Below are 20,803 nucleotides of genomic sequence, written 5' to 3' on the forward strand. Positions count from 1 at the left end.
TCCCCCTATTTTGAGGATTTTAAAAATGCTTCAATTATTTTTAAGACATCCTTTTTAGCTGCCTCACTAACCGTGTCCGTCCCAATACAAGACGGGCAGCCACATTCACAGTGACATCCCGTAATCATTTTCTTTGTTTCCGCAAATACTTCTGACATTCCCGTGTGTATTTTCTCGCTTAATCCGACCCCTCCTGGGTAGCGGTCATAAAAGAAAATGGTTGGCTTTTCGTTATGGTCTGCCTTTACCTGCGGTATGACATGAATATCCTGTGGGTCGGCCATTACGAATAAGGGGGCAATATGGTTTAGTGCATGGGCCGTCCCTACAAGCCCCTGTTCGAGTCGCTCATGGCCCAGCTCTGACAATGGCTGGTTTAAGGAAATCCAAGCTGCACTTGTGTGGAGCTCCTCTTCCGGCAAATGGATTGGTCCCGACCCAATGTTTTCGTGTGTTTCAAATTTTATTTTTTTAAAAATGGTTGCCATGGCTCGTACACTTACATCCCCATAGCCAAATTCAGCTTCATCCAATGATTGAAGTTTGTCCACTTCCAGTACTTTTAATTGAACCGCTAGATTTGCATCAGTAAAATAGTCTACATCTACTTCCCTTACGAAAGCTTTCTTCTCTTCCCAATCAAGTTTTTCCACCTGGAATTGTGTACCTTGATGCAAATAAATGGCTTCATCGTGGAGAAGTGTCATCGCGGAAAAGCGGTCCATTTCACCTATAACTTTGACATTGGCCACATCTGATTGGTCAACAATGATGACATTTTCCTGTGATGCCGATCGTAAACTAATGTTATGTGCAGGGAAGGAATCATTCATCCAATACCACTTGCCGCTATTATGATAAAGAACACGTTCCTCGGTTAAGTATTCTAACAATTCCTCTGTTTCGACACTGCCAAATTGTTCACCTGCTTTAAAAGGGAGTTCGTATGCAGCACATTTTATATGATCTATTAAAATTATTAGGTTATCTGGATTGATCCTAGCTGTTTCAGGGCTTTTATTAAAAAAGTATTCAGGATTCTGGATAATATATTGGTCAAGCGGACTAGAACTCGCTACCATTATAACCAGGGCTTCACTATGTCTTCTGCCTGCTCTTCCCGCTTGCTGCCAAGCACTGGAAATAGTACCTGGATAGCCAGTCATAATACATACTTGCAATTGTCCAATATCTACTCCTAGTTCTAGAGCATTGGTGCTGACTACGCCATAAATCTCACCTGAACGAAGACCTTTTTCAATCTTCCTTCGTTCAGTAGGAAGGTATCCACCTCTGTAGCCTCGTATAGACTTTGCACCCAATTGATTTTTCACTAATTCTTGCAAATAGGTTAAAATAATTTCGACTCTTACTCTGCTTCTCGCAAAGACTATTGTTTGAATTTTATTTTTTAATAGTTCGCCTGCAATTTTTCGCACCTCTAGCGTGGCGCTTCTTCTAATGTTTAACGGCTTGTTTACGATAGGCGGGTTATAGAAGAGAAAGTGCTTTGTACCACTTGGGGCTCCATTGTTATCAATCAGGTGCATTTTTTCCTCTGTAAGAGTTTCGGCTAACTCTAGTGGGTTGGCTATCGTTGCGGATGTACAAATGAATACAGGGTTGCTCCCATAATATTTACAAATGCGTTTTAGCCTTCTAATTACATTGGCAACATGGCTTCCAAATACGCCGCGATACGTATGAAGTTCATCTATGACAACAAATTTAAGGTTTTCAAACAAGGAAACCCATTTTGTATGATGCGGCAGAATCGCTGAATGGAGCATATCTGGGTTAGTAATCACCACATGTCCTGCTTGTCTGACTCTTTGACGAATATTTGCTGGCGTATCTCCGTCGTACGTGTAACTATTGATGTCTACTCCTGCTGCTTGAATAATTTCATTAATTTCACTCTTTTGATCCTGTGCCAGTGCTTTAGTAGGAAACATATAAAGTGCGCGTGCACTTGGATTTTCTAGGATTGTTTGTAGGACCGGAAGATTATAGCATAGGGTTTTCCCCGAAGCTGTAGGAGTAACTGCAACAATACTCTTTCGCTCCATAATTTTTTCATAAGCAGCTATTTGATGTGTATACAGCTGCTCTATTCCCCTTTCAAATAGCGTAGATTTTAATACTGGATGCAGGTCATTGGGAAGAGGTACTGTTTGGGCCTGCTTTTCATCTATTGTGTGCCAAGTGACGATATTGTCCTTGAATTGATCATTTATTTGTAAATCAGTTAAAATTTCTTGTAGGGTTTTTCTTAACTTCATGCTTATCACCTCATTACTTCTATTCTATCGAATGAACGTTCGTAACAAAAGTAAAAATAATTAATTTCTGCTTTTATTCCTTTGGTATCTTTTTCCTCTACTATAAAATGTTCCAGCTATTTTTTAACATTTATTAATACCATAAACTATTTCTAAAATTTTTGTTACAATAGATAATAACTGACTATGACTGTGAAGGTGAATCTAATGAAAATAGAAGAAATAAAAAGGGTGCTTGCTGATTTTACTCTTTTTCGAGAATTGAATGATTTTGAATTAACGAAAATCACTGATATCGCCATCTCCAGAGAATGGAAAAAGCAAAGCCATGTATTTCTCCAAGGTGACCCGCTTGAAAATGTCTATTTCATTTATGACGGAAAAATCAAAATCTACAAAAGTGACATTAATGGCAAAGAACAAATTGTTGCAATTGCCAAAAAAGGGGAGATGTTTCCGCATGTGGGCTTTTTCAGAAAAGGTGATTATCCTGCCTATGCGGAAGTACTTGAGTCATCAACACTTATTGCCATTCCAATTTCAAAATTTGAAACGGTTTTAATTGATAACCCCGAGTTATGTATTAAAGTGTTTAAAGTGTTGGGTGAAAAAATCGTTGATTTACAAAACCGTTTAGAAGAGCAAATTCTCAATAATACATATGAGCAAATAGTAAAACTTCTGATACGCCTTGCCCAAAATCATGGAAAAGAACAAGAAGATGGGACAATCCTCTTAAAATCGGAATTTACGAACAAGGATCTTGCTAATATGATTGGGACTACTAGGGAAACCATTAGCAGAACACTGACAAAAATGAAAAAAGATGAATTAATTGAAGTTGATGATGAAGGCAACATGATAGTAGATATTAAAATTTTAATGGAAGAAATTCATTTAATATAGGCATTAATACCGCAGCATATAGGCTGCGGTTTTTATTTATAAATTCAGGCGTTTTTGGACCAATTTGAATTTCCTGAATCCCAAGGATAAAATATGACGGCACATACCCAGTTATATTCGCATATACTGGCAAGTGAAAAACTGGAAAGCGAGGGAATCCATATGTCATCTTTGGTGCCGAATGATAAAAATTCAAAAAAGCCTAGAACTGATTCTTTTGGTGATTTAATGAAAACGATGAACGAATTTTTCCATGAAAAACCGATTAAGGGCTTTTTACAGTCAATTGATGAATTTTTCAAAAGTCCATTTCCACCAGGGGCAAACTTCCATGTTGACACACTTGAAACAGGTAACGAATATATCATCTCAGCTGAACTGCCTGGGGTTAAACGGGAGCAGATTCAATTAAATATCTCAGGTAATTATTTGACTATTTCTGTAGAAAATAAAGAACTTGAAACAGCCGAAGATGAGCATAACCAGATTTATCGGCGAAAATACTTACAACAAAAATCATCCAGAACCATTTCCTTTCCACACACAATTAACGAAAAAAATGTCAAAGCTTCCTATCGTGATGGTTTATTAAAAGTCCGAATTCCACAGGAAAAAGGGAAAATGATTGAAATTGATGAGTAAACATCTATATATATCCAATAAAAAGACGGCTTCCTTATGAGCCGTCTTTCCTTATGCTTTAAATATTCCACCAAATCCTTTGACAAGTGAACTTACTTGACTAACAGCATTCATCATTTGCCCAGCAGTGTTAACCATTTTATTAATATCTACCGATCCATCCTGGGACTTAAAAGAGTTCATAAAGGACTGGACTCCTCCCGCCTGTTTCGGGATTGCACTTTGTTTAGGATATGGATTCATCGCTGGATAACCATTCATTGGCATATACTGTGGTTTTTGAACCATTTTTTCCTGAGGTTGCAATGGATTTTGGAATAGGAATTGCGAATCCCCTTGTGAAAAAGACTGGTTATTAAAAGAACCTTGTGGAACATGGCCAGGTTGATAGTTTTGCATATAAGGCGGATAGGCTTGCTGATAATATGGGTTTGGTGGGTTTTGTGGATTTTGTTGTTGGTATAATGTCCAATCCAAGTTTTGAGGTGGTGCTTGATATAAGTATGGTGGATTACTAGTAAAATGCTGCTGATTTCTTTGTTGACCAACTGGACCTTGGTGCATCATTTGCCCCGGATATCCATTATTGAAGTAGTAATTGGTTGGTCTTTTCTTTCCAAACATGGGCAAACATCTCCTCCGCATTTTATCTACTACACTTTATGAAGAAAAGGAAGGAATGGTGATTCCTCCTGAAAAGATTCCCAATGTCATAATGACAAGAATTTTGTCTAAAGTTTAAATATTTTAAAAACTAGAAAATCATCACTTTCGTGTTACGATAGAAAAAAGGATGAAGGAGGAGCTAATAGATGGACATTCGCGAATTAAAAAGCAAATTTATTCAAAGCAGGGATTATACTACTGATGATGTAAATGCATTAATGGATTTTGCTAAGAAAGCGTATATTCATAACGATATAAATATTAAAGAATATCGTCTTCTAGTCTGTGAGCTTGAAAAACAAGGCGCAGTCATACCTGAAACGGATAATGAAAACTCCCTCATCGAACATTCTTAATACTCATCAAAGAGATGCAAATGCATCTCTTTTCTATTTTTTTAACTCTTTTAATATTTCTAAAAGGAAAAATTCAACCGTGCGATTGGCATTAATAAACCTTGTTTTACTGGTCTCTGGGAAAAAGGCTTGGATTGAAAGTTGATCAATATGTTCAGAAGTGGTGTCAACTTGCTTTAAATGAAGATGTTTATGGTCTGAGTCTGAAAGCCACCTCTTCATCGCCAGTTTCCATTGGTCATTTATTTCCTTTACTTCATTTGCAAATGGCTTTATGACTTCATGAAAATCATACTTAGTCCCTGTTGTTCGCCCCTCTTGATAATACTTCATGAATAAGCTGTTAAAAGCTAATAGTTTTTCTGTTAAATCAATAATTTCTTCAGACATCTCGAAAAAACCCTTTCTCCCTAAAAATAGGCTCTGTTAATGTGCCTGTTGATTTCCGCTCCAGGCACGTGCGGTTCGCGGGCGGTCCGGCGAGCCTCCTCGTCGCTGGGCTCCTGCGGGGTCTCCCCTGCCCCGTCCTCCCGCAGGAGTCTTCGTGCCTTCCTCTCCATTCAACAGGGTGCCAAAATTATTAATAAGTTTTAACATAACCCAAAAATAAAAAAGCAGCATGAAGTTTTTTCCATGCTACTTTCATTGATATTGTTATTTTAACGGCAATTAAAAGCCCAATTCAAGTTGTATGGCTCTCCGGTCATTTCTACGTTTGAAATAGAGTTAACTTTTTCCATTGTTTTTTCTAGTCCAAATAGTTTTTGTTTGGATTCCATTATCTTATCCTGTTCTTCCTGATCTAAACTTTTGCGCAGGTCTGAGAAGGATGCTTCTAGCACCACTTCCAAGTCTTCTAATTGATCATATATTTCCGTAAGCATTGAAATCAACTTTTCTTTATCGGACAATGGCTTATTCATCAATCAAACCCCTCCCAGCATTTTCTATTTAGTATAATTCTCCTTCTCTTTTTTGCTTCCTTCTGCCTTGACAAAACTAGTTTCTATTCGCCAAAGGTAGTGGTAAAATGGCATTTTTCCCTTAAGGTTTCGACACCACTTAACTTGCATGAAAATTAAAAAAGCGCACATTCTATTATTGGAGGTGCAATTAATGCCAAAAAATAAAAATCAAAATAAAAAGCAACAAACAAGACCAGCTGATGAAGTTAAAAAGACAGGCTATGGTGATAAAAAGCTTGTTGGTGAAAACCGTCCGGCAGAATAATACCCAAAAAAGCAAGGGGGGTCTCCCTTGCTTTTTCTAATTCCACTTTTTTAACTGCAAGGTCTTTTGGAGCGCTAGTATTAACTGAAGTTGATTGGATTTTGAAAAGTACCAATCGGTCAGATGAATGGGTTGACGATTGTCTACCGGAAAATACATCCAACTAGGGGGGACCCTTCGACGCAAACTCCAATCTTCAAATTTATGTTGATTATGCTCTATAATTGGAAAGGTTGCTCGTAAAATCGGTGTTTTTTGACCAGATTTTATTTTAAAATATTGTTCATAATCATATCTTGAACCAGTATGAGGCGTTTTCTCTGCAAACTCAAAAAAGTAAGGAAATAGTCTCGGGTGAAAAAGAATACTGGCAAGTCGTTTACCTAGATTGATTCGTTTCGATAGTGATTTGAAACCATTGACGCTAGCGCCGTATACTTCTCCTCCGCATGTCGGAAACAAAACGCAGCTGAAATGCAGCCAATCCTGAAAAGAAAAAAGCTTTGATTTGAAAATCTTTTTTTTATAAACAGGATGGTCAATTACAGGGGTTTGAATGACATTTTGCTCATTTATGATTAAACAAGTGGTTAGTCTATTCTTATCGTTTTCTTTCCAATATCGATACCATTCCTTTTGTATAAACGCTGAAACATGAAAATAAGGAAGTAAATGAAACATTTGTCGATTCATTTTCGTCGAATATTGATAGACCAACAACTGAGGATAGACATCATTAAAAATAAGCCAATTTGCCCGTTCATAGGTAAGAAAAAGCTGTTTTCTCGTCATATCTGTAATTAATTGAGGAAAGATGGAGCCTTGCAGGTCACACATATTCCATCCACCATTTCTTGAAACCATACTTGCTAAAAAAGCCCAAATGATATCAGGATTTTTTTTAAAATAAGATAAATAAGCTTCTGTCCTTGAGATATTATCGACATTTTTCTTCTTCGTTTCTGCTTGAATTTGACGAATGATTGTTTGTTCCTGTATTGTAAGATGATTCATATTCATCTTCCCTTGTGTTTTTTAATAGATTATTAGTACATTTTAGCGTTTAGGTCCTTTATGAAAAATGCATCATGTATAATTTTGGCATTATCATTACAATTGTTATTAGCCTTTGTATGCAAAAGTATTTTATACACCCCAATCTCGCTAAGATTTGGTATGATAAGGAATAGCTTGAGAGGTGTAAAAGATGAATTTTAACTATCCAAACGGAAAAAGGTACATACCTAAAGCCCTTGACGCAGACACAGAAAGTACCAGTAAAAAAAGGAAAAATGATTCTTATAGTAACAGAGGAATGACGCTGGAAGAAGATTTAAATGAAACAAATGAATATTACCGGGAGAGAAAGATAGCCGTTATTCATAAGAAACCAACACCTGTTCAAATAGTCCAAGTTGATTATCCAAATCGGAGTGCAGCTGTGATTAAGGAAGCTTATTTTAAGTTAGCATCTACGACGGACTATAATGGGGTTTATAAAGGAAGGTATATTGACTTCGAAGCAAAGGAAACACAAAATCCTACCTCATTTCCATTAAAGAATTTTCATCAACACCAGATACAGCATATGGAAGAAGTGCTTTATCAAGGTGGTATATGTTTTGTTATCCTCCGTTTTACAAAGTTTGAGCAAGTTTTCTTACTTGAATCAAAGCACTTGTTAACTTTTTGGGAGCGAATGACAAATGGCGGAAGAAAATCAATCACGAAAGAAGAAGTGGAACAAAAGGGGTACCTGATTCCACTTGGTTTTCAACCCCGAATTGACTATATTAAAATAATAGATAAGCTCTACAATTGAGATTAGGCTCGAAAGGAAGGAATATTACAATGTCTGAACAATACCAATCAAGAGAGGAGCGCAGAAAGAAACTCCAAACTAAAGGTAAACCAAAAGCCAAGAAAAAATCTGGGGGGCTTGTAAAGAAAATTTTCCTAACAATAGTAGCCCTTGGTATTATTGGTATACTGGCTGGTGTGGGTACTTTCGCGTACTTAGTTAAGGATGCTCCCGTACTTGACCCGAAATTATTAAAAGATCCAATCCCTTCGAAGATTTTAGATAAAGATGACAAACTTGTAACAGAAGTGGGCGCTGTTAATCGGGAATATGTAAACTATAAAGATATTCCTCAGGTAGTCGAAAATGCGATCTTAGCAACAGAAGATTATCGTTTTTACAAGCACCATGGAATTGACCCGATTCGATTAGGAGGGGCGGTCCTCGCAAATATCAAACATGGCTTTGGTTCTGAGGGTGCCAGCACCATTACACAACAAGTAGTTAAAAACTCATTTTTAACCCCAGAAAAAACTTTAAAGCGAAAAGTTGAAGAAGCCTGGCTATCCTATCAATTGGAACAGCAATATACAAAGCACCAAATTTTCGAAATGTATGTAAATAAAGTGTATGTTTCTGAAAATAGTCATGGGATTGCTACGGCTGCAAAGATTTTCTATGGAAAAGAATTAAAGGATTTAACACTTTCAGAAGCGGCCCAAATTGCTGGGATGCCGCAAAGTCCAAATAATTATAATCCTTTCGACCATCCTGATTTAGCTGAAAAAAGACGCAACATCGTCTTAACATTAATGCACCAGCATGGATTTATTTCGAAACAAGCCATGGAAGATGCGAAAAAAGTATCAGTTAAAGAAACCGTATTAAATGAAAAAGAGCGAAAGGTTAAAGAGAAACCTTTTGATTCATTTGTCGATGCAGTAATTGATGAAGTGAAAGAAACATCTGATTTTGATATTTTTACTGATGGCTTAACCATTCATACAACACTTGATCCGAATGCACAATCTTATGTTGAGGATATCCTTAACAAAGATGATGTGATCGACTATCCAGATGATGAATTCCAAGCTGGAATAGCACTTCTGGATACGAAAACGAGTGAAATCCGTGCCATTGGGGGCGGTAGAAATCAAAAAGTCAAACGGGGATTTAACTATGCAATTGATACCCAGCGTCAACCTGGATCAACTATCAAACCCATTCTTGATTATGCTCCTGCAATTGAGTATTTAAACTGGGGAACCTATCAAATGATAGAAGATAAGCCTATTACTTATTCTTCTGGGAAAAAGTTTGGGAACTGGGACCAAAGCTATAAGGGAGCTATGACTATCAGAACAGCATTGCAATTATCACGAAATTCACCTGCTGTTCAAGCATTGCAACAAGTTGGCCTTGATAAAGCAAAAGACTTTGCAGTGGATTTAGGTATCCCTTTAAAGGAAATTTTTGAATCTTATGCGATTGGTGGTTTTAAAACAGGTGTATCACCGCTGCAAATGGCAGGTGCCTACAGTGCATTTGGTAATAAAGGCATTTATACAAAACCTCATGCAATTAGGAAAATCAAACTCCGAGATGGTACTGTGATAAGCACTGCTCCAGAACCGAAAGTGGTAATGAAAGACTCTACTGCTTTTATGATAACAAGTATGATGGAAAGTGTCCTCGATTATCCTGGTACAGGCACAAGAGCGGATGTTCCTGGACTTGATATAGCCGGTAAGACAGGTACAACTAACTATACAGATGAAGAAATTCAAAAATGGAATATTCCAAGCAGCAGATCCGTTCCTGATGCATGGTTCACGGGTTATACGACCAATTACACTGCATCTATTTGGACTGGTTATAAAGACCGGAGTACCCCTATTAATGCGGTTGGAAATAATCAACGTTTAGCCCAATTAATTTTTAAAAACGTCATGGAACATGTATCTAGGGATACCGATACACCTGACTTTAAAATGCCTAGCAGCGTTCAAAGAGTAAGGATTGAGAGAGGCTCAATGCCTCCAGTTTTAGCAAGTCAATACACACCATCAAGTCAAATTATTACAGAGTATGCTGTGAAGGGTCACTCACCTAATCGAGTTTCCACAAAGTATGACAAACTAGCTGCTCCAAAAAATCTAAAAGCAAACTATGATCAGACAAGTAATACGATAGGATTATCTTGGAAGTACTCTAATAAATCCAATGTTACTTTCTCTATTACAGTGTCTAGTGGTACAGAACAGAAAAAATATACTCAATCAGAGACTTCATTAACTATTCCAGCAGTACCGGGGGCAAAGTATTCCTTCACCATTATTGCGATTAGTGGAGATAGACAAAGCGATCCCGTAACGGCAACCATTGAAATTCCAGCCCAAGAAACTAACCCTGACACGGGTAATGAGCCAGCCACCCCGCCAGGTAATGGCAATGGCAATGGCAATGGTAATGGCAATGGCAATGGCAATGGTAATGGTAATGGTAATGGTAACGGAACGGGCAACGGGAACGGGACCGGCAACGGGACTGGGACTGGCAACGGGAACGGGACTGGCAACGGGAACGGGAACGGGACTGGGACAGGTGATGGCACAGGTGACAACGGCGGGGAACAAGGAAATGGAGAAGGAACCACCCCACCAGATATCCCAGTTGACAGTGGGACAGGAGAGCAGCCAGCTGTGGGGACTCCTGGCTAAAACCTAGCAATCAGAAAACATTAAAAAGCGTCTAACCATTTGGTTTAGACGCTTTTTTTAATATGTTTCTCTTTACAAACAATTTTTCCTGTTCCATCATCAACTCTGATAGTTGTCGATAAGAATGATATAATGCTGGCCTTGAGGTAATAAAGGCCAATCGTTCCTCAACATTAACCGGCTTAAACTCTAACTGTTTTAAATTAAGCGATTCATTCAAAGCAACTGGCAAATCATTGGACCAAGCCAGAAATTGAATAAACAATTGAATCCCCTTATCCATCAACAATTTTGTATTTTTATACTCACGTTCCCGAAATAGTACTTCCAATTGCATTTTACTATTTTTCCATTCTGTTAGAAGGTTGGAAATCTCCACTTCCTTTTTATGCATTGCTTGCGACCTGCCCTTTCATCCTCTTTTTTCCTTCCCTGCAGAGCTCTAATAAAGGGCAGTTTGGACATTGTGGATTCTGTGCCTTACAGTGATAACGCCCAAAAAAAATCAGGCGGTGGTGTGTGAGTGACCACTCTTCTTTTGGAATCTTCCTCATTAATGTTTTTTCCACTTCAAGGACAGAGTCTTTCCACCTGCAGATACCTAATCGTTTACTAACTCTTTCCACATGTGTGTCTACTGCAATTGCGGGTATATTATAAGCAACCGACACCACAACATTCGCTGTTTTCCTGCCAACACCAGGCAGTTTTGTTAACTCATCACGGTCTGTTGGGATTTCACCGTTATATTCTTCTAATACAATTCGACAAAGGTTTTGGATGTTTTTAGCTTTATTTCGGTAAAGGCCAATCGAACGAATATCGTTTTGTAATTCTTCAAGTGGAACAGCTAGGTAATCCTCGGGTGTTTTATATTTTTCAAATAATGATTTGGTTACTTTATTTACAAGGACATCGGTACATTGCGCTGATAGAGCTACAGCAATGACCAGTTCGAATGGATTCGAATGGTTAAGCTCACAGTGGGCATCGGGAAACATTTCGCCTATTTGATCAAGGCAATAACGGATTTGGCTGTTATTTAGCATATCTTTCACCTACTTCTATTTAAATGAAGTGCTGTGTTAACTGGTCTGTTGATTTCCGTTCCAGGCACTTCGCTTTCCGCGGGCGGTGCCGGGGAGCCTCCTCGTCGCTTTGCTCCTGCGGGGTCTCCCCTGTCCCGTACTCCCGCAGGAGTCTTCGTGCCTTCCACTCCAATCAACAGAGTGCCAAAATCACCATTTACCCTTAACACAGCCAAATGAAATAAAACGAGAGATATGTCTCTCGCTCTTCGAATTTATTGTTCTAACCAGTTGTAGAAAGGGACAGTTGGTTGGTGTGGTTCGTCTTTGATACTTCCCTTTTGTGTTTGCTTTTGACGAAATTTAAGACCATGGTTTTTGGCCTGCTCAATTGTTTTTATTCCATTCTTTTTCCACTCAAAGAGAATTCTATCAATATAGCGGAAATTTAATTTCCCCGACATTACCGCTTCACGTAAAGCCGCTTTTATGATCATTGGGTCATGATGGTCATCATCCATCCACATTGCAAGTGATTCACATTCAAACGGAGAAAGCGGACGTCCGAATTCCTTTTCAAAACATGTATAAAGATCTGTTTCATCAGCTTTCTTGTCCGAATCTTTATTCATTTTATTATTTATTAAGAACTGTTCTATCAGTCTTTCCCATAAAGGCTCAATGGAATACTTCTCATATCGAATACCATCATGATTATGTCCATCGGTGATTTGAATAAAGCCTCTTTGAATCAGTCTCCTGAGCATTTCATTACATTCAGAAATAGTTATCGTCATTCTTGCTGAAAGCTCATCCGGAGTAGGGAATTCATGACCTTTTTCTAAATAGGTGAGAATATTTAATAAAAGAACAAGTTCATATTCATTTAAATTTAAATTGCGATATTCAGAAAATAATAATGTAGGAACAGTAATGTTTCCTTCTTGAATCCATGCTAGTAAGTTTGTTTTCATATTCAGGACACCTCCTGTTAAGTATATCATGAACATTCTATCCGAGTAAGAGTATACGGCATCCATCTTTGGTAACTAAAAGCAAAAAGCCTGCAGCTATTCGCAGACTTTTTACAGTAATTAATGATTGACCATACTTGACTTTGAAACCACAAATTGGTGGATTCTCTCCACTGCCTTTTCTAACAATGTTAAAGATGTTGCGTAGGAAAGACGAATATTATCAGGCGTTCCAAATCCTGACCCAGGAATTACTGCAACTTTAGCGTCCACGAGTAGTGCCTCTACAAAAGCATCCACATTCTGGTACCCAGTTATTTCTGCTGCTTTCTTTACATTTGGATAAAGATAAAAAGCTCCTTGTGGTTTTACACATGTCACACCTGGAATTGCAACAAGCTTTGTAAAAATAATTTCTAATCTTTCTTCAAATGCCTTCCTCATTTCTTCAACTGGCTGTTGTGAACCAGTATAAGCAGCAATTGTTGCATATTGGGCAGTTGTTGTTGGATTAGATGTACTATGGCTTGCAAGGTTTGTCATCGCTTCAATAATTTCTTTATTTCCAGCTGCATACCCTATTCTCCAACCAGTCATCGAATGTGACTTGGAAACGCCATTAATAACAATCGTTTGCTCTTTTAATTCAGGAGAAAGTTGAGCAATTGAAATATGTTTATTTTCTCCATAAACTAGCTTTTCGTATATTTCATCTGAAACAATGAGAATGTTCTCCTCAAGGCAAACTTTGCCTATTTCCAAAAGTTCTTCAGCTGTATATAGGACTCCAGTAGGGTTACTCGGTGAATTAATAATAACAGCTTTTGTTTTCTTCGTAATTGCCTTTTTTAATTGTTCTGGTGTCACTTTAAATTGATTATCCTCAAATCCCTCAATATAAACTGGGACTCCACCAGCTAATTTTACTTGTTCTGGATAACTGACCCAATATGGGGTTGGAATGATGACCTCATCACCATCATTTAAAATCACTTGAAACAAAGTATAAAGGACATGTTTCGCGCCATTTCCAACAATGATTTCATTAGGATTAAAAGCTAGTCCCTGGTCTTCAACAAATTTCTTAATAATTGCCTTCTTTAATGCAGGCAAGCCGGCTGAAGGGGTGTACTTCGTATGCCCCTCATTCATTGATTGAAATGCAGCATCTAAAATATGTTGTGGGGTATTAAAGTCAGGCTCACCAGCACCTAGACCGATAACATCCTCCCCTTGTTCCTTTAGTTCTTTTGCTTTTGCTGTAATCGCTAATGTCGTTGAAGGTGTAAGTGCTTTTACACGATTAGCTAATTCCACTACCATTTCAATTCCTCCGCTCTCCATCTATTTATAGGTTTTCAATTTTTTTTAGCCATTCACCTGTATCAAAGTGAACATAGTAATAATTTATTAAATTATTATTAGAACGGTAATAAATTTCCCAAAGTGGGATATTCTTTTCCATACCGAGACGAACAGAGATAATCTTCTTCGGGCTTTTCTCTTGTTGAAGTTTTTGAATTGCTTCTTCCTTTGTTAACCCATTCTTAGCTTTTCTTACGATAATTTCCTTACTTTTCTCAGGCATCCATACGATAATTTTGTCACCATTTTTACTTTTCCCCTCAATGACATTAATCGTTTCAATACCATTATAAATATGAAAATCTTCTACTTCCTTTAGTGAAATTTTCTCTTGAGCACGTGAGACAGCTTTTGTCTCTGCTGTTTTCACGGGATCCAATGCTGATAAATAAACTTTTATCAATAACCCACAAAAGGCTAATACTATTATTGAAAGAACAATAATCCACTTTTTCATTACTAATTCACTTCTTTATGTACGATAAATCGTAAAAATCGCTGTATTTTGATTCGCTTGATCCAGTGCAAGTCCAAACATAAGGTCTTCCTGTTTCAAGGTTCGATTAAGGGCATCAACAATTTTATACAGATCCGGACTGTGTTGGATTTTCACTGTTGATAAAACTTCTATTTTACTTTCCATCCGTTATCCTCCAATATTTTCCTGTTTATCTACATTATTTGATAAATCTTATCCATTATTATAACAGGTGGAAGCAAAAAGCGGGTCAAAGATGCTATGATTTTTTTAATTAAATTTTATTCATCTGATTCAATCGGAATGGTTATGATTTCATAATTTGAATCGGTGAATTTTATTGTTATAGTTCCATGTTTTTTCGTTGAATAAATTTCTGACCAAGTTTCGTGAAGATCAACCAGTATATCTGGATCATGCGTCTCTTCTTCTGGTGCAAAAAGGACTGAAATTTGCGGATTTAGATATTGAATTAATTTCTCAGATAAAGAGTCTGCCGGTGCACCATTAGGGATTTTAAACACATTAATATTCTCTAGATTTTTCTCCAAGAGTGTCTCTTCTGCCCTTGGCGTGAATGAAGTCATTAGGAATATTCGATGATTAAAAAAATCAAGTGTTAAATCCATACCTTCATTCGTATCATTTCCCACAAATTGAACTTCAGCAGTCATCTCAGGCAGAATTGGCCTCTTTGTACCCTGCCCCCATGAGACAACTGCAGGCTTATTTGTTGAATCTAGTTCCTTTTTGATTTTAGCAGAGAATTTAGGTGTTGAAATAATTTCTTTAATATTATATTTCGAGATTAGACGATTTAATTGTTGTTTAGAAAGTTCTGTTCCGTTATGTGTAAGGATTAATTTAGAAATCTCTTTTACATCATAAAGGAATAGCCAACCCTCTAATTCAGCAGCAGTTTCTTTCCCTCCGGTATTGATCAAGGTATTCTCGTTATTTGCGCCTTGAATCAGTGTTGCTTCCCCTTCCGACAAACCCAGAAAAGTGACTGCAACTTCATGGTCCTTAATATTTAAATTAATATTCTCAATATTTTTTAATGAAGGCTCTGATGCCTCTACCATGAGCGTTGTTTGAATAAATAATGACATGATAATTAGTAAGGTTCTCATGACACACCTCCTATATTAAGGATGTGTTTATTTACCAATTTTTATCCAGATTAAGTTGACTGATGTCTCTCAAATCATAACCACGAGTGGATAATTTCAACTAATTCATCCATCTTTCCTCGATTAATAGGAACGGGAGGTATAGATTTCAAAAAGGCCTTCCCATATTTGGTGGTTACAATTCTTTTATCAAACACCACAATGATACCTCGATCACTTTCTGTTCGAATAAGGCGCCCAAAACCTTGTTTAAAACGGAGAATTGCTTCTGGAAGGGAGTATTCTGAAAAGGAATTTCCCCCGCGTTTTTCGATTAACTGGCATTTCGCCTCTGTTAAAGGATCATCTGGCGGGCTAAATGGAAGTCTAACAATAACAAGGCAGGACAAGTCCTCTCCAGGTATATCTACACCTTCCCAGAAACTGCTTGTCCCCAACAATAACGCCTTATCATAGCGTTGAAAGTTTCGGGTTAGTCTTGTTCTGCTTCCACTAGTTATCCCTTGGGCAATCATTGCATAATCATGTAAAAAACCACTCTCTTTGATTAATTCATAGGTTTTCTTTAACATGTCATAGGCGGTAAATAGAAGCAGCATTCTCCCATTAGTTGCTTCAGCTATAGTTATGATATGCTCCGTAATTGAAATTACATAATCATCTAAAGAAACTGTATTAATTTCTGGTAAGTCCTCAGGAATTAAAAGCTGCACCTGTTGATTATATGCAAATGGAGATGGGATATTTAATTGGACCGTAGATTCAGGGTCTAGACCCATTTCCTTTATAAAATAATTAAATGATTTATTTACAGTCAACGTTGCTGAAGTAAATACTACCGCTTTTTTTAATTGAAAGAATTGTTCATTTAGCTTCCCTGCTACGGATGTTGGCTGAACCATAAAGGTAGTAACATTTTGCGGTGAGCGTATATCTATTTCAATCCATTTTACATCATTCGTTATTTTAAGAAAGGAATTAGTAACCGTATCTCTAAGATCTGCTAATTCGCTTTGAAATTGGAGGATTTCTTCCAATTTATTTTCTTCTATCCGTGAAAAAGAAGTACTCGCATTTTTTAACCATTCAAGACGTTCACTAATTTCTGAATCAAGGTCCTTTAGTATAAAGGCAAATCTCTCAGCACTATGAATCAATGCCTTTTTTTCTCTTGCTTCGTCATTGGGTGAAAAGCGAATTTTGGCACGATTAACTCCTTTTTTATTCGCCATCTTGGCTCTCGCAAAAAGAGCAATCAATTGGAAAAATTCGTCCATTTCAAACGTAAGATCTGTCACAAGTTGATTTAACTTAGTAGTGTTGGTCCTGGCTTCATTTTTACTTGGTACAGAATCCAGCAGCATTTCCAAATCATAAAAGAGCTGTTTTTGTTCATACAGTCCAAATTGACCTAATAGGAGACGGGTCGATAAATAATCCAATGTATGTCCAAAAAACTGACTAGCGGCTTTCTCAAAATGATGCCCTTCATCAATAATGGCATAAGAAAATTCAGGCAGGATTGCCACTTCACCTTTAATATCACTTAATAATAAAGAATGATTAGTAATAATAATATCAGCAACTTCCGCTTTTCTTTTTGCCCTTAAATAAAAATCTCTTTCTTGCCACGCTTCGTCCTGTAAAAAAATTCCTGGTTCATTCTTTATTTTATTCCAAAAAATTTGACCGCCGCTTGAAAGGTTTAACTCATCCCGATCACCTGTTTCTGTTTCAATCAGCCAAACAAGAATTTGCATCTTTGTTAAACCGGTATCGTAATTATCGTTATCATCTGCCAGCGTCTGGTGAAACTTTTCTAAACTAATATAATGATTTCTTCCCTTAAGTAATACAGTGTTTAATGGAAAGGGCAAAAGTTTAGACAAGAGCGGTATTTCATTTTTTAAAATCTGTTCTTGCAAATGGATAGTATGTGTACTTACAACGATTGGAAGCCTATTCTTCTTAGAAAAGTAAGCACTTGGCAGCAAATAGCCCAGAGACTTGCCAACACCTGTACCAGCCTCAATCACAGCATGTTTTTCATTTTGAAAAGCCTGATAGATTGTATCCATCATGGTAAATTGACCCGTTCTTTGCTCGAAAGCTTTAAATGCCTGACTGACCATTCTGATTTTTTCAGCCTCAGATGCAGGGAAATGATATTCTTTATCTTCAGCAGGGAGCCTAATTTGGTCTGGAATCCTTTTTAAAGCAAGTTCCCTAAATATCTCCAATGTCTCAGATAAGCATTCGACAGTTTCTTCTTTATTAATCAGTAATTCATCAAGCAGCTGTTGTAGGTCGCTTTTCAATCCGCCTGATAAATGTGCAAGCTGTTTTAATGTTGTGAGTGGTAAAGAAGCCAATTTTTCTAAAAGAATCAGTAAAAGCTCAGCTGTAACCTGTGCATCACTATCTGCTTGATGGGGGCGATCATGATTCAATTTTTCTCTCTCCGCTAAATTAGATAGCTTATAACCATCTGCCGTGGGATAAAGAATTCTAGCCATTTCAACCGTATCTAAAACAGGACCGAAGAACCCTTCTTGGCCCGCTTGGATTAATTCTTCTTGAAGAAAGGACAAATCAAACAAAACATTATGGGCAACAAAATAGGACCCGTCCAGTAAAGACATGACTTTTTCCGCGATTTCCGAAAAAAGCGGCGCATCTTTAACCATATCATCATTTAAACCCGTTAATTCTTCAATAAATATGGGGATGGATTTTTTGGGATTAATGAGTGATGAAAACTTTTCTGTGATTTTCCCATTTTCAATGACCACAGCTGCAAATTGAATGATTTTATCACCCTTTTTTGGAATGTTTCCCGTTGTTTCCAAGTCGATTACGACGAATTTATTTAACATTTATTAACACCCCAAACCTTCGTTCATTCAAACGGTATCACATAATCTTTAAAAGAAAAAGTATACACTACTATAAGCTTTTGATTCTACCACAAACTTTTTGATTAATGTTACTACATATATTATATAAAACCCTCGTTAAAAAAGAAAAATCCCCTGAACGGGGATTACATAATCGTTAGTGCTGGTTCAGCATGGATCAGTTCTTTAATCCGATTACCTTCATCCATGATCGCCACTTTTGGTTTATGTGCTGCTACTTTTTCTTCAGAAATCAACGCATAGGATATGATAATCACGATATCACCTTTTTGAACAAGACGGGCGGCAGCACCATTTAAACAAATAACTCCACTGCCTCTTTCACCTGGAATAATATAAGTCTCTAGGCGTGCACCATTATTATTATTAACAATTTGAACCTTTTCATTAGCAATCATTCCAACTGCATCTAAAATATCTTCATCAATTGTGATACTTCCTACATAATTTAAATTTGCCTCAGTAACAGTGGCACGGTGGATCTTTCCGTTCATCATGTTGCGAAACATATCCTCTTCCTCCATTTCCTCTTACCTATCAATCTATTTTTGTAATGATGTTGTCTATTAAACGAACCTTCGTAAATTTTACAGCGAGAGCAATAATAATTGTACCCTCTAATTTTTCCAATGGTTTTAATTGTGGATAGGAGTAGATTTGGACATAATCAATGACACTCGATGATTCATTGCCAATCACTTCGCGAATCATATCAATTATTTTAATAGGATCTCTCTCTCCTTTATCAATCGCTGCATTTGCTGCTTGAAGACTTTGATAAAGAACAGGTGCTTCTTTTCTTTCTGTCGGCAAGAGATTAACATTTCGAGAACTCTTAGCCAGTCCATCATTTTCCCGGACAATATCTACTGCTACCAGATTTACAGGAATATTAAAATCTGAAATTAACCCTTCAATAACCGCAACTTGCTGGGCATCTTTTTTCCCAAAATAAGCACGTGTTGGCATAATGATGTTAAAGAATTTTGTTATAACTGTTGCAACGCCATCAAAATGGCCAGGGCGTGAACTTCCACATAATACATCTGTGCGCTCCTGTACGGTAACTTTGACTGAAGGGCTGGTCGGATACATTTCTTCTACACTTGGATAAAACAGAAAATCTACCATTTCACTTTCAGCCAATGCACGGTCACGCTCAAAGTCACGGGGATATTCAGCATAATCCTCTTTCGGACCAAACTGCAACGGATTAACAAAAATGCTAAGGACGACGATATCATTTTCTTTTCTAGCTCTATTTAAAAGCGTCAAATGGCCTTCATGCAGAAAACCCATCGTTGGAACAAAGCCAATCGATTTTCCTTGGGACTTTTGTTTCAAAATTAACGCTTGCATGTCTTTAATTGTGGTAACTACCTTCATTTTATACCTCCATAAAGCCCTTTCAGTTCCTGCTCCTTCATTGTGAATGAATGCTTATCTTCTGGAAACTGTTTATTTTTAACATCTGCTGCATAAGCTTGAATAGATTCAAGCATAAATGGATTTACGGAATGGTATTGTTTCACAAACTTCGGTACACGCTCAACACCATAACCAAGAATATCATGATACACGAGCACTTGACCGTCCACATCAATCCCGGCACCAATACCAATGATAGGTATTGAAAGACTTTGTGTAATTTCTTCAGCCAATTGTTTTGGGACACATTCAAGAACGATGGCGAAAGCTCCTGCTTGTTCACATTTCTTCGCATCATCTATTAATTTCCTTGCTGCCTCAGCATCTTTCCCTTGTACTTTATACCCGCCTAATACACCAACGGATTGTGGAGTTAACCCCAAATGAGCACACACAGGGATGCCTGCTTTCGTTAGAGCAGTTATTTTTTCTAGGACATCATCTGCACCCTCAAGTTTCACCGCATGTGCGCCTGTTTCTTGAATGAGTCTGCCTGCATTCATTAATGTATCACGGACGGATAAATGATAGGTTAAGAATGGCAAGTCCGCGAGAATAAATGTATCCTTTGCACCTCGTTTTACTGCTTTCGTATGATGGATCATGTCTTCAAGTGTCACCGGTATGGTCGAGTCATACCCTAAGACAACCATACCAAGGGAATCACCCACCAAAATAATGTCAACTCCACCTTCTTCTGCTTGTTTAGCAGAGGGGTAATCATACGCTGTTAACATGACTATTTTTTCATTTTTTTCCTTCATTTTTAAAAAATCTGTTGCTTGCTTCATCCATTTTTCCCTCCTTTTTTGTTGGGAGAGGGGATATGAAGATTTCGAAGAGCAAATAAAAAGATCCTTCTGAAGGCAGAGGATC

23 protein-coding genes are annotated in these 20,803 nt (G+C 37.5%); 5 read left to right on the forward strand and 18 right to left on the reverse strand.

Annotation, left to right across the window (positions count from 1 at the left end):
- Positions 1–5 precede the first annotated feature (5 nt).
- Positions 6–2,282: a DEAD/DEAH box helicase gene (locus M3610_RS04730; RefSeq protein ID WP_251456911.1), complete on the reverse strand. Its 2,277-nt coding sequence runs from the start codon at positions 2,280–2,282 to the stop codon at positions 6–8.
- 207 nt (positions 2,283–2,489) lie between these two features.
- Here M3610_RS04730 and M3610_RS04735 point away from each other — a divergent pair, with 207 nt between their 5' ends.
- Together M3610_RS04735 and M3610_RS04740 are read left to right on the forward strand one after the other, a co-directional pair.
- Positions 2,490–3,188, forward strand: coding sequence for a Crp/Fnr family transcriptional regulator (locus M3610_RS04735; RefSeq protein WP_251456913.1), 699 nt, complete (start codon positions 2,490–2,492; stop codon positions 3,186–3,188).
- Between the two features lie 162 nt (positions 3,189–3,350).
- A complete protein-coding gene (locus M3610_RS04740; RefSeq protein ID WP_251456915.1) occupies positions 3,351–3,830 on the forward strand; it encodes an Hsp20/alpha crystallin family protein in 480 nt (159 codons plus the stop codon).
- Between the two features lie 51 nt (positions 3,831–3,881).
- Here the strand turns inward: M3610_RS04740 and M3610_RS04745 are convergent, their stop codons facing one another.
- Positions 3,882–4,454 (reverse strand): YppG family protein, encoded by a 573-nt coding sequence (locus tag M3610_RS04745; protein ID WP_251456917.1) that lies wholly within the window; start codon positions 4,452–4,454, stop codon positions 3,882–3,884.
- 188 nt (positions 4,455–4,642) lie between these two features.
- On the opposite strand from M3610_RS04745, the gene yppF reads away from it, so the two are divergent.
- A complete protein-coding gene (yppF, locus tag M3610_RS04750; RefSeq protein ID WP_098571175.1) occupies positions 4,643–4,852 on the forward strand; it encodes a YppF family protein in 210 nt (69 codons plus the stop codon).
- Between the two features lie 33 nt (positions 4,853–4,885).
- Here the strand turns inward: yppF and M3610_RS04755 are convergent, their stop codons facing one another.
- The 4 genes from M3610_RS04755 to M3610_RS04770 all read right to left on the reverse strand — a co-directional run bounded on the left by M3610_RS04755 (position 4,886) and on the right by M3610_RS04770 (position 7,096).
- Positions 4,886–5,242, reverse strand: coding sequence for a DUF1798 family protein (locus M3610_RS04755; RefSeq protein WP_251456919.1), 357 nt, complete (start codon positions 5,240–5,242; stop codon positions 4,886–4,888).
- Between the two features lie 36 nt (positions 5,243–5,278).
- On the reverse strand, positions 5,279–5,473 hold the full coding sequence (locus M3610_RS04760; protein ID WP_251456921.1) for a hypothetical protein: 195 nt from the start codon (positions 5,471–5,473) through the stop codon (positions 5,279–5,281).
- A gap of 38 nt (positions 5,474–5,511) precedes the next feature.
- The gene (locus M3610_RS04765) at positions 5,512–5,775 is read right to left on the reverse strand and encodes a hypothetical protein (protein WP_251456923.1); all 264 of its coding nucleotides are present in this window, start codon (positions 5,773–5,775) and stop codon (positions 5,512–5,514) included.
- A gap of 343 nt (positions 5,776–6,118) precedes the next feature.
- Positions 6,119–7,096 carry a DUF2515 domain-containing protein gene (locus M3610_RS04770; RefSeq protein ID WP_251456925.1) on the reverse strand — a complete coding sequence of 326 codons (978 nt, stop codon included), beginning with the start codon at positions 7,094–7,096 and terminating at the stop codon, positions 6,119–6,121.
- A 193-nt stretch (positions 7,097–7,289) separates the two neighbouring features.
- Between M3610_RS04770 and recU the strand changes: the two genes are divergently transcribed.
- Both recU and M3610_RS04780 read left to right on the forward strand, forming a co-directional pair.
- Positions 7,290–7,904 (forward strand): Holliday junction resolvase RecU, encoded by a 615-nt coding sequence (gene recU, locus M3610_RS04775; RefSeq protein WP_251456928.1) that lies wholly within the window; start codon positions 7,290–7,292, stop codon positions 7,902–7,904.
- Positions 7,905–7,933: 29 nt separating this feature from the next.
- A complete protein-coding gene (locus M3610_RS04780; protein WP_251456930.1) occupies positions 7,934–10,603 on the forward strand; it encodes a PBP1A family penicillin-binding protein in 2,670 nt (889 codons plus the stop codon).
- Between the two features lie 31 nt (positions 10,604–10,634).
- Here the strand turns inward: M3610_RS04780 and M3610_RS04785 are convergent, their stop codons facing one another.
- The 12 genes from M3610_RS04785 to panB all read right to left on the reverse strand — a co-directional run bounded on the left by M3610_RS04785 (position 10,635) and on the right by panB (position 20,718).
- Positions 10,635–10,997, reverse strand: coding sequence for a YpoC family protein (locus tag M3610_RS04785; protein ID WP_251456932.1), 363 nt, complete (start codon positions 10,995–10,997; stop codon positions 10,635–10,637).
- Complete coding sequence (gene nth, locus M3610_RS04790; protein ID WP_251456934.1) at positions 10,990–11,652, reverse strand: endonuclease III; 663 nt, start codon at positions 11,650–11,652, stop codon at positions 10,990–10,992. The genes M3610_RS04785 and nth overlap by 8 nt, the downstream gene beginning before the upstream one ends.
- 5 nt (positions 11,653–11,657) lie before the next feature.
- A complete protein-coding gene (locus M3610_RS04795; RefSeq protein ID WP_251457602.1) occupies positions 11,658–11,861 on the reverse strand; it encodes a multidrug transporter in 204 nt (67 codons plus the stop codon).
- Between the two features lie 45 nt (positions 11,862–11,906).
- A complete protein-coding gene (locus M3610_RS04800; RefSeq protein WP_251456936.1) occupies positions 11,907–12,605 on the reverse strand; it encodes a DnaD domain-containing protein in 699 nt (232 codons plus the stop codon).
- 120 nt (positions 12,606–12,725) lie between these two features.
- The gene (locus M3610_RS04805; RefSeq protein WP_251457605.1) at positions 12,726–13,922 is read right to left on the reverse strand and encodes a pyridoxal phosphate-dependent aminotransferase; all 1,197 of its coding nucleotides are present in this window, start codon (positions 13,920–13,922) and stop codon (positions 12,726–12,728) included.
- Positions 13,923–13,953: 31 nt separating this feature from the next.
- Positions 13,954–14,427 (reverse strand): cell wall elongation regulator TseB-like domain-containing protein, encoded by a 474-nt coding sequence (locus M3610_RS04810; protein WP_098574776.1) that lies wholly within the window; start codon positions 14,425–14,427, stop codon positions 13,954–13,956.
- Between the two features lie 15 nt (positions 14,428–14,442).
- Entirely contained in the window at positions 14,443–14,613 is a 171-nt protein-coding gene (locus M3610_RS04815) for a YpmA family protein (protein ID WP_098574777.1), read from the reverse strand.
- 116 nt (positions 14,614–14,729) lie between these two features.
- Positions 14,730–15,581, reverse strand: coding sequence for a ComEC/Rec2 family competence protein (locus M3610_RS04820; protein ID WP_251456938.1), 852 nt, complete (start codon positions 15,579–15,581; stop codon positions 14,730–14,732).
- Positions 15,582–15,655: 74 nt separating this feature from the next.
- Positions 15,656–18,457 carry an ATP-dependent DNA helicase DinG gene (dinG, locus tag M3610_RS04825; protein WP_251456940.1) on the reverse strand — a complete coding sequence of 934 codons (2,802 nt, stop codon included), beginning with the start codon at positions 18,455–18,457 and terminating at the stop codon, positions 15,656–15,658.
- 167 nt (positions 18,458–18,624) lie between these two features.
- Positions 18,625–19,008, reverse strand: a complete 384-nt coding sequence (gene panD, locus M3610_RS04830; protein WP_251456942.1) for an aspartate 1-decarboxylase — start codon at positions 19,006–19,008, stop codon at positions 18,625–18,627.
- A 28-nt stretch (positions 19,009–19,036) separates the two neighbouring features.
- Positions 19,037–19,885, reverse strand: coding sequence for a pantoate--beta-alanine ligase (gene panC / locus M3610_RS04835; RefSeq protein WP_251456943.1), 849 nt, complete (start codon positions 19,883–19,885; stop codon positions 19,037–19,039).
- Positions 19,882–20,718 carry a 3-methyl-2-oxobutanoate hydroxymethyltransferase gene (gene panB, locus M3610_RS04840; RefSeq protein WP_098574782.1) on the reverse strand — a complete coding sequence of 279 codons (837 nt, stop codon included), beginning with the start codon at positions 20,716–20,718 and terminating at the stop codon, positions 19,882–19,884. The genes panC and panB overlap by 4 nt, the downstream gene beginning before the upstream one ends.
- Positions 20,719–20,803 lie beyond the last annotated feature (85 nt).

It is taken from the genome of Neobacillus sp. MER 74 (assembly GCF_023714155.1).

Bases quoted from the DNA above. Each gene is read 5' to 3' on its own strand.
- M3610_RS04740 (WP_251456915.1), top strand. From the start codon at position 3,351: ATGTCATCTTTGGTGCCGAATGATAAAAATTCAAAAAAGCCTAGAACT.
- M3610_RS04765 (WP_251456923.1), bottom strand. From the start codon at position 5,775: ATGAATAAGCCATTGTCCGATAAAGAAAAGTTGATTTCAATGCTTACG.
- panB (WP_098574782.1), bottom strand. From the start codon at position 20,718: ATGAAGCAAGCAACAGATTTTTTAAAAATGAAGGAAAAAAATGAAAAA.
- panC (WP_251456943.1), bottom strand. From the start codon at position 19,885: ATGAAGGTAGTTACCACAATTAAAGACATGCAAGCGTTAATTTTGAAA.
- M3610_RS04800 (WP_251456936.1), bottom strand. From the start codon at position 12,605: ATGAAAACAAACTTACTAGCATGGATTCAAGAAGGAAACATTACTGTT.
- M3610_RS04745 (WP_251456917.1), bottom strand. From the start codon at position 4,454: ATGTTTGGAAAGAAAAGACCAACCAATTACTACTTCAATAATGGATAT.
- M3610_RS04755 (WP_251456919.1), bottom strand. From the start codon at position 5,242: ATGTCTGAAGAAATTATTGATTTAACAGAAAAACTATTAGCTTTTAAC.
- M3610_RS04815 (WP_098574777.1), bottom strand. From the start codon at position 14,613: ATGGAAAGTAAAATAGAAGTTTTATCAACAGTGAAAATCCAACACAGT.
- M3610_RS04780 (WP_251456930.1), top strand. From the start codon at position 7,934: ATGTCTGAACAATACCAATCAAGAGAGGAGCGCAGAAAGAAACTCCAA.
- M3610_RS04770 (WP_251456925.1), bottom strand. From the start codon at position 7,096: ATGAATCATCTTACAATACAGGAACAAACAATCATTCGTCAAATTCAA.
- M3610_RS04810 (WP_098574776.1), bottom strand. From the start codon at position 14,427: ATGAAAAAGTGGATTATTGTTCTTTCAATAATAGTATTAGCCTTTTGT.
- M3610_RS04760 (WP_251456921.1), bottom strand. From the start codon at position 5,473: ATGCTGCTTTTTTATTTTTGGGTTATGTTAAAACTTATTAATAATTTT.
- panD (WP_251456942.1), bottom strand. From the start codon at position 19,008: ATGTTTCGCAACATGATGAACGGAAAGATCCACCGTGCCACTGTTACT.
- nth (WP_251456934.1), bottom strand. From the start codon at position 11,652: ATGCTAAATAACAGCCAAATCCGTTATTGCCTTGATCAAATAGGCGAA.
- M3610_RS04730 (WP_251456911.1), bottom strand. From the start codon at position 2,282: ATGAAGTTAAGAAAAACCCTACAAGAAATTTTAACTGATTTACAAATA.
- M3610_RS04785 (WP_251456932.1), bottom strand. From the start codon at position 10,997: ATGCATAAAAAGGAAGTGGAGATTTCCAACCTTCTAACAGAATGGAAA.
- M3610_RS04820 (WP_251456938.1), bottom strand. From the start codon at position 15,581: ATGAGAACCTTACTAATTATCATGTCATTATTTATTCAAACAACGCTC.
- recU (WP_251456928.1), top strand. From the start codon at position 7,290: ATGAATTTTAACTATCCAAACGGAAAAAGGTACATACCTAAAGCCCTT.
- M3610_RS04735 (WP_251456913.1), top strand. From the start codon at position 2,490: ATGAAAATAGAAGAAATAAAAAGGGTGCTTGCTGATTTTACTCTTTTT.
- yppF (WP_098571175.1), top strand. From the start codon at position 4,643: ATGGACATTCGCGAATTAAAAAGCAAATTTATTCAAAGCAGGGATTAT.
- dinG (WP_251456940.1), bottom strand. From the start codon at position 18,457: ATGTTAAATAAATTCGTCGTAATCGACTTGGAAACAACGGGAAACATT.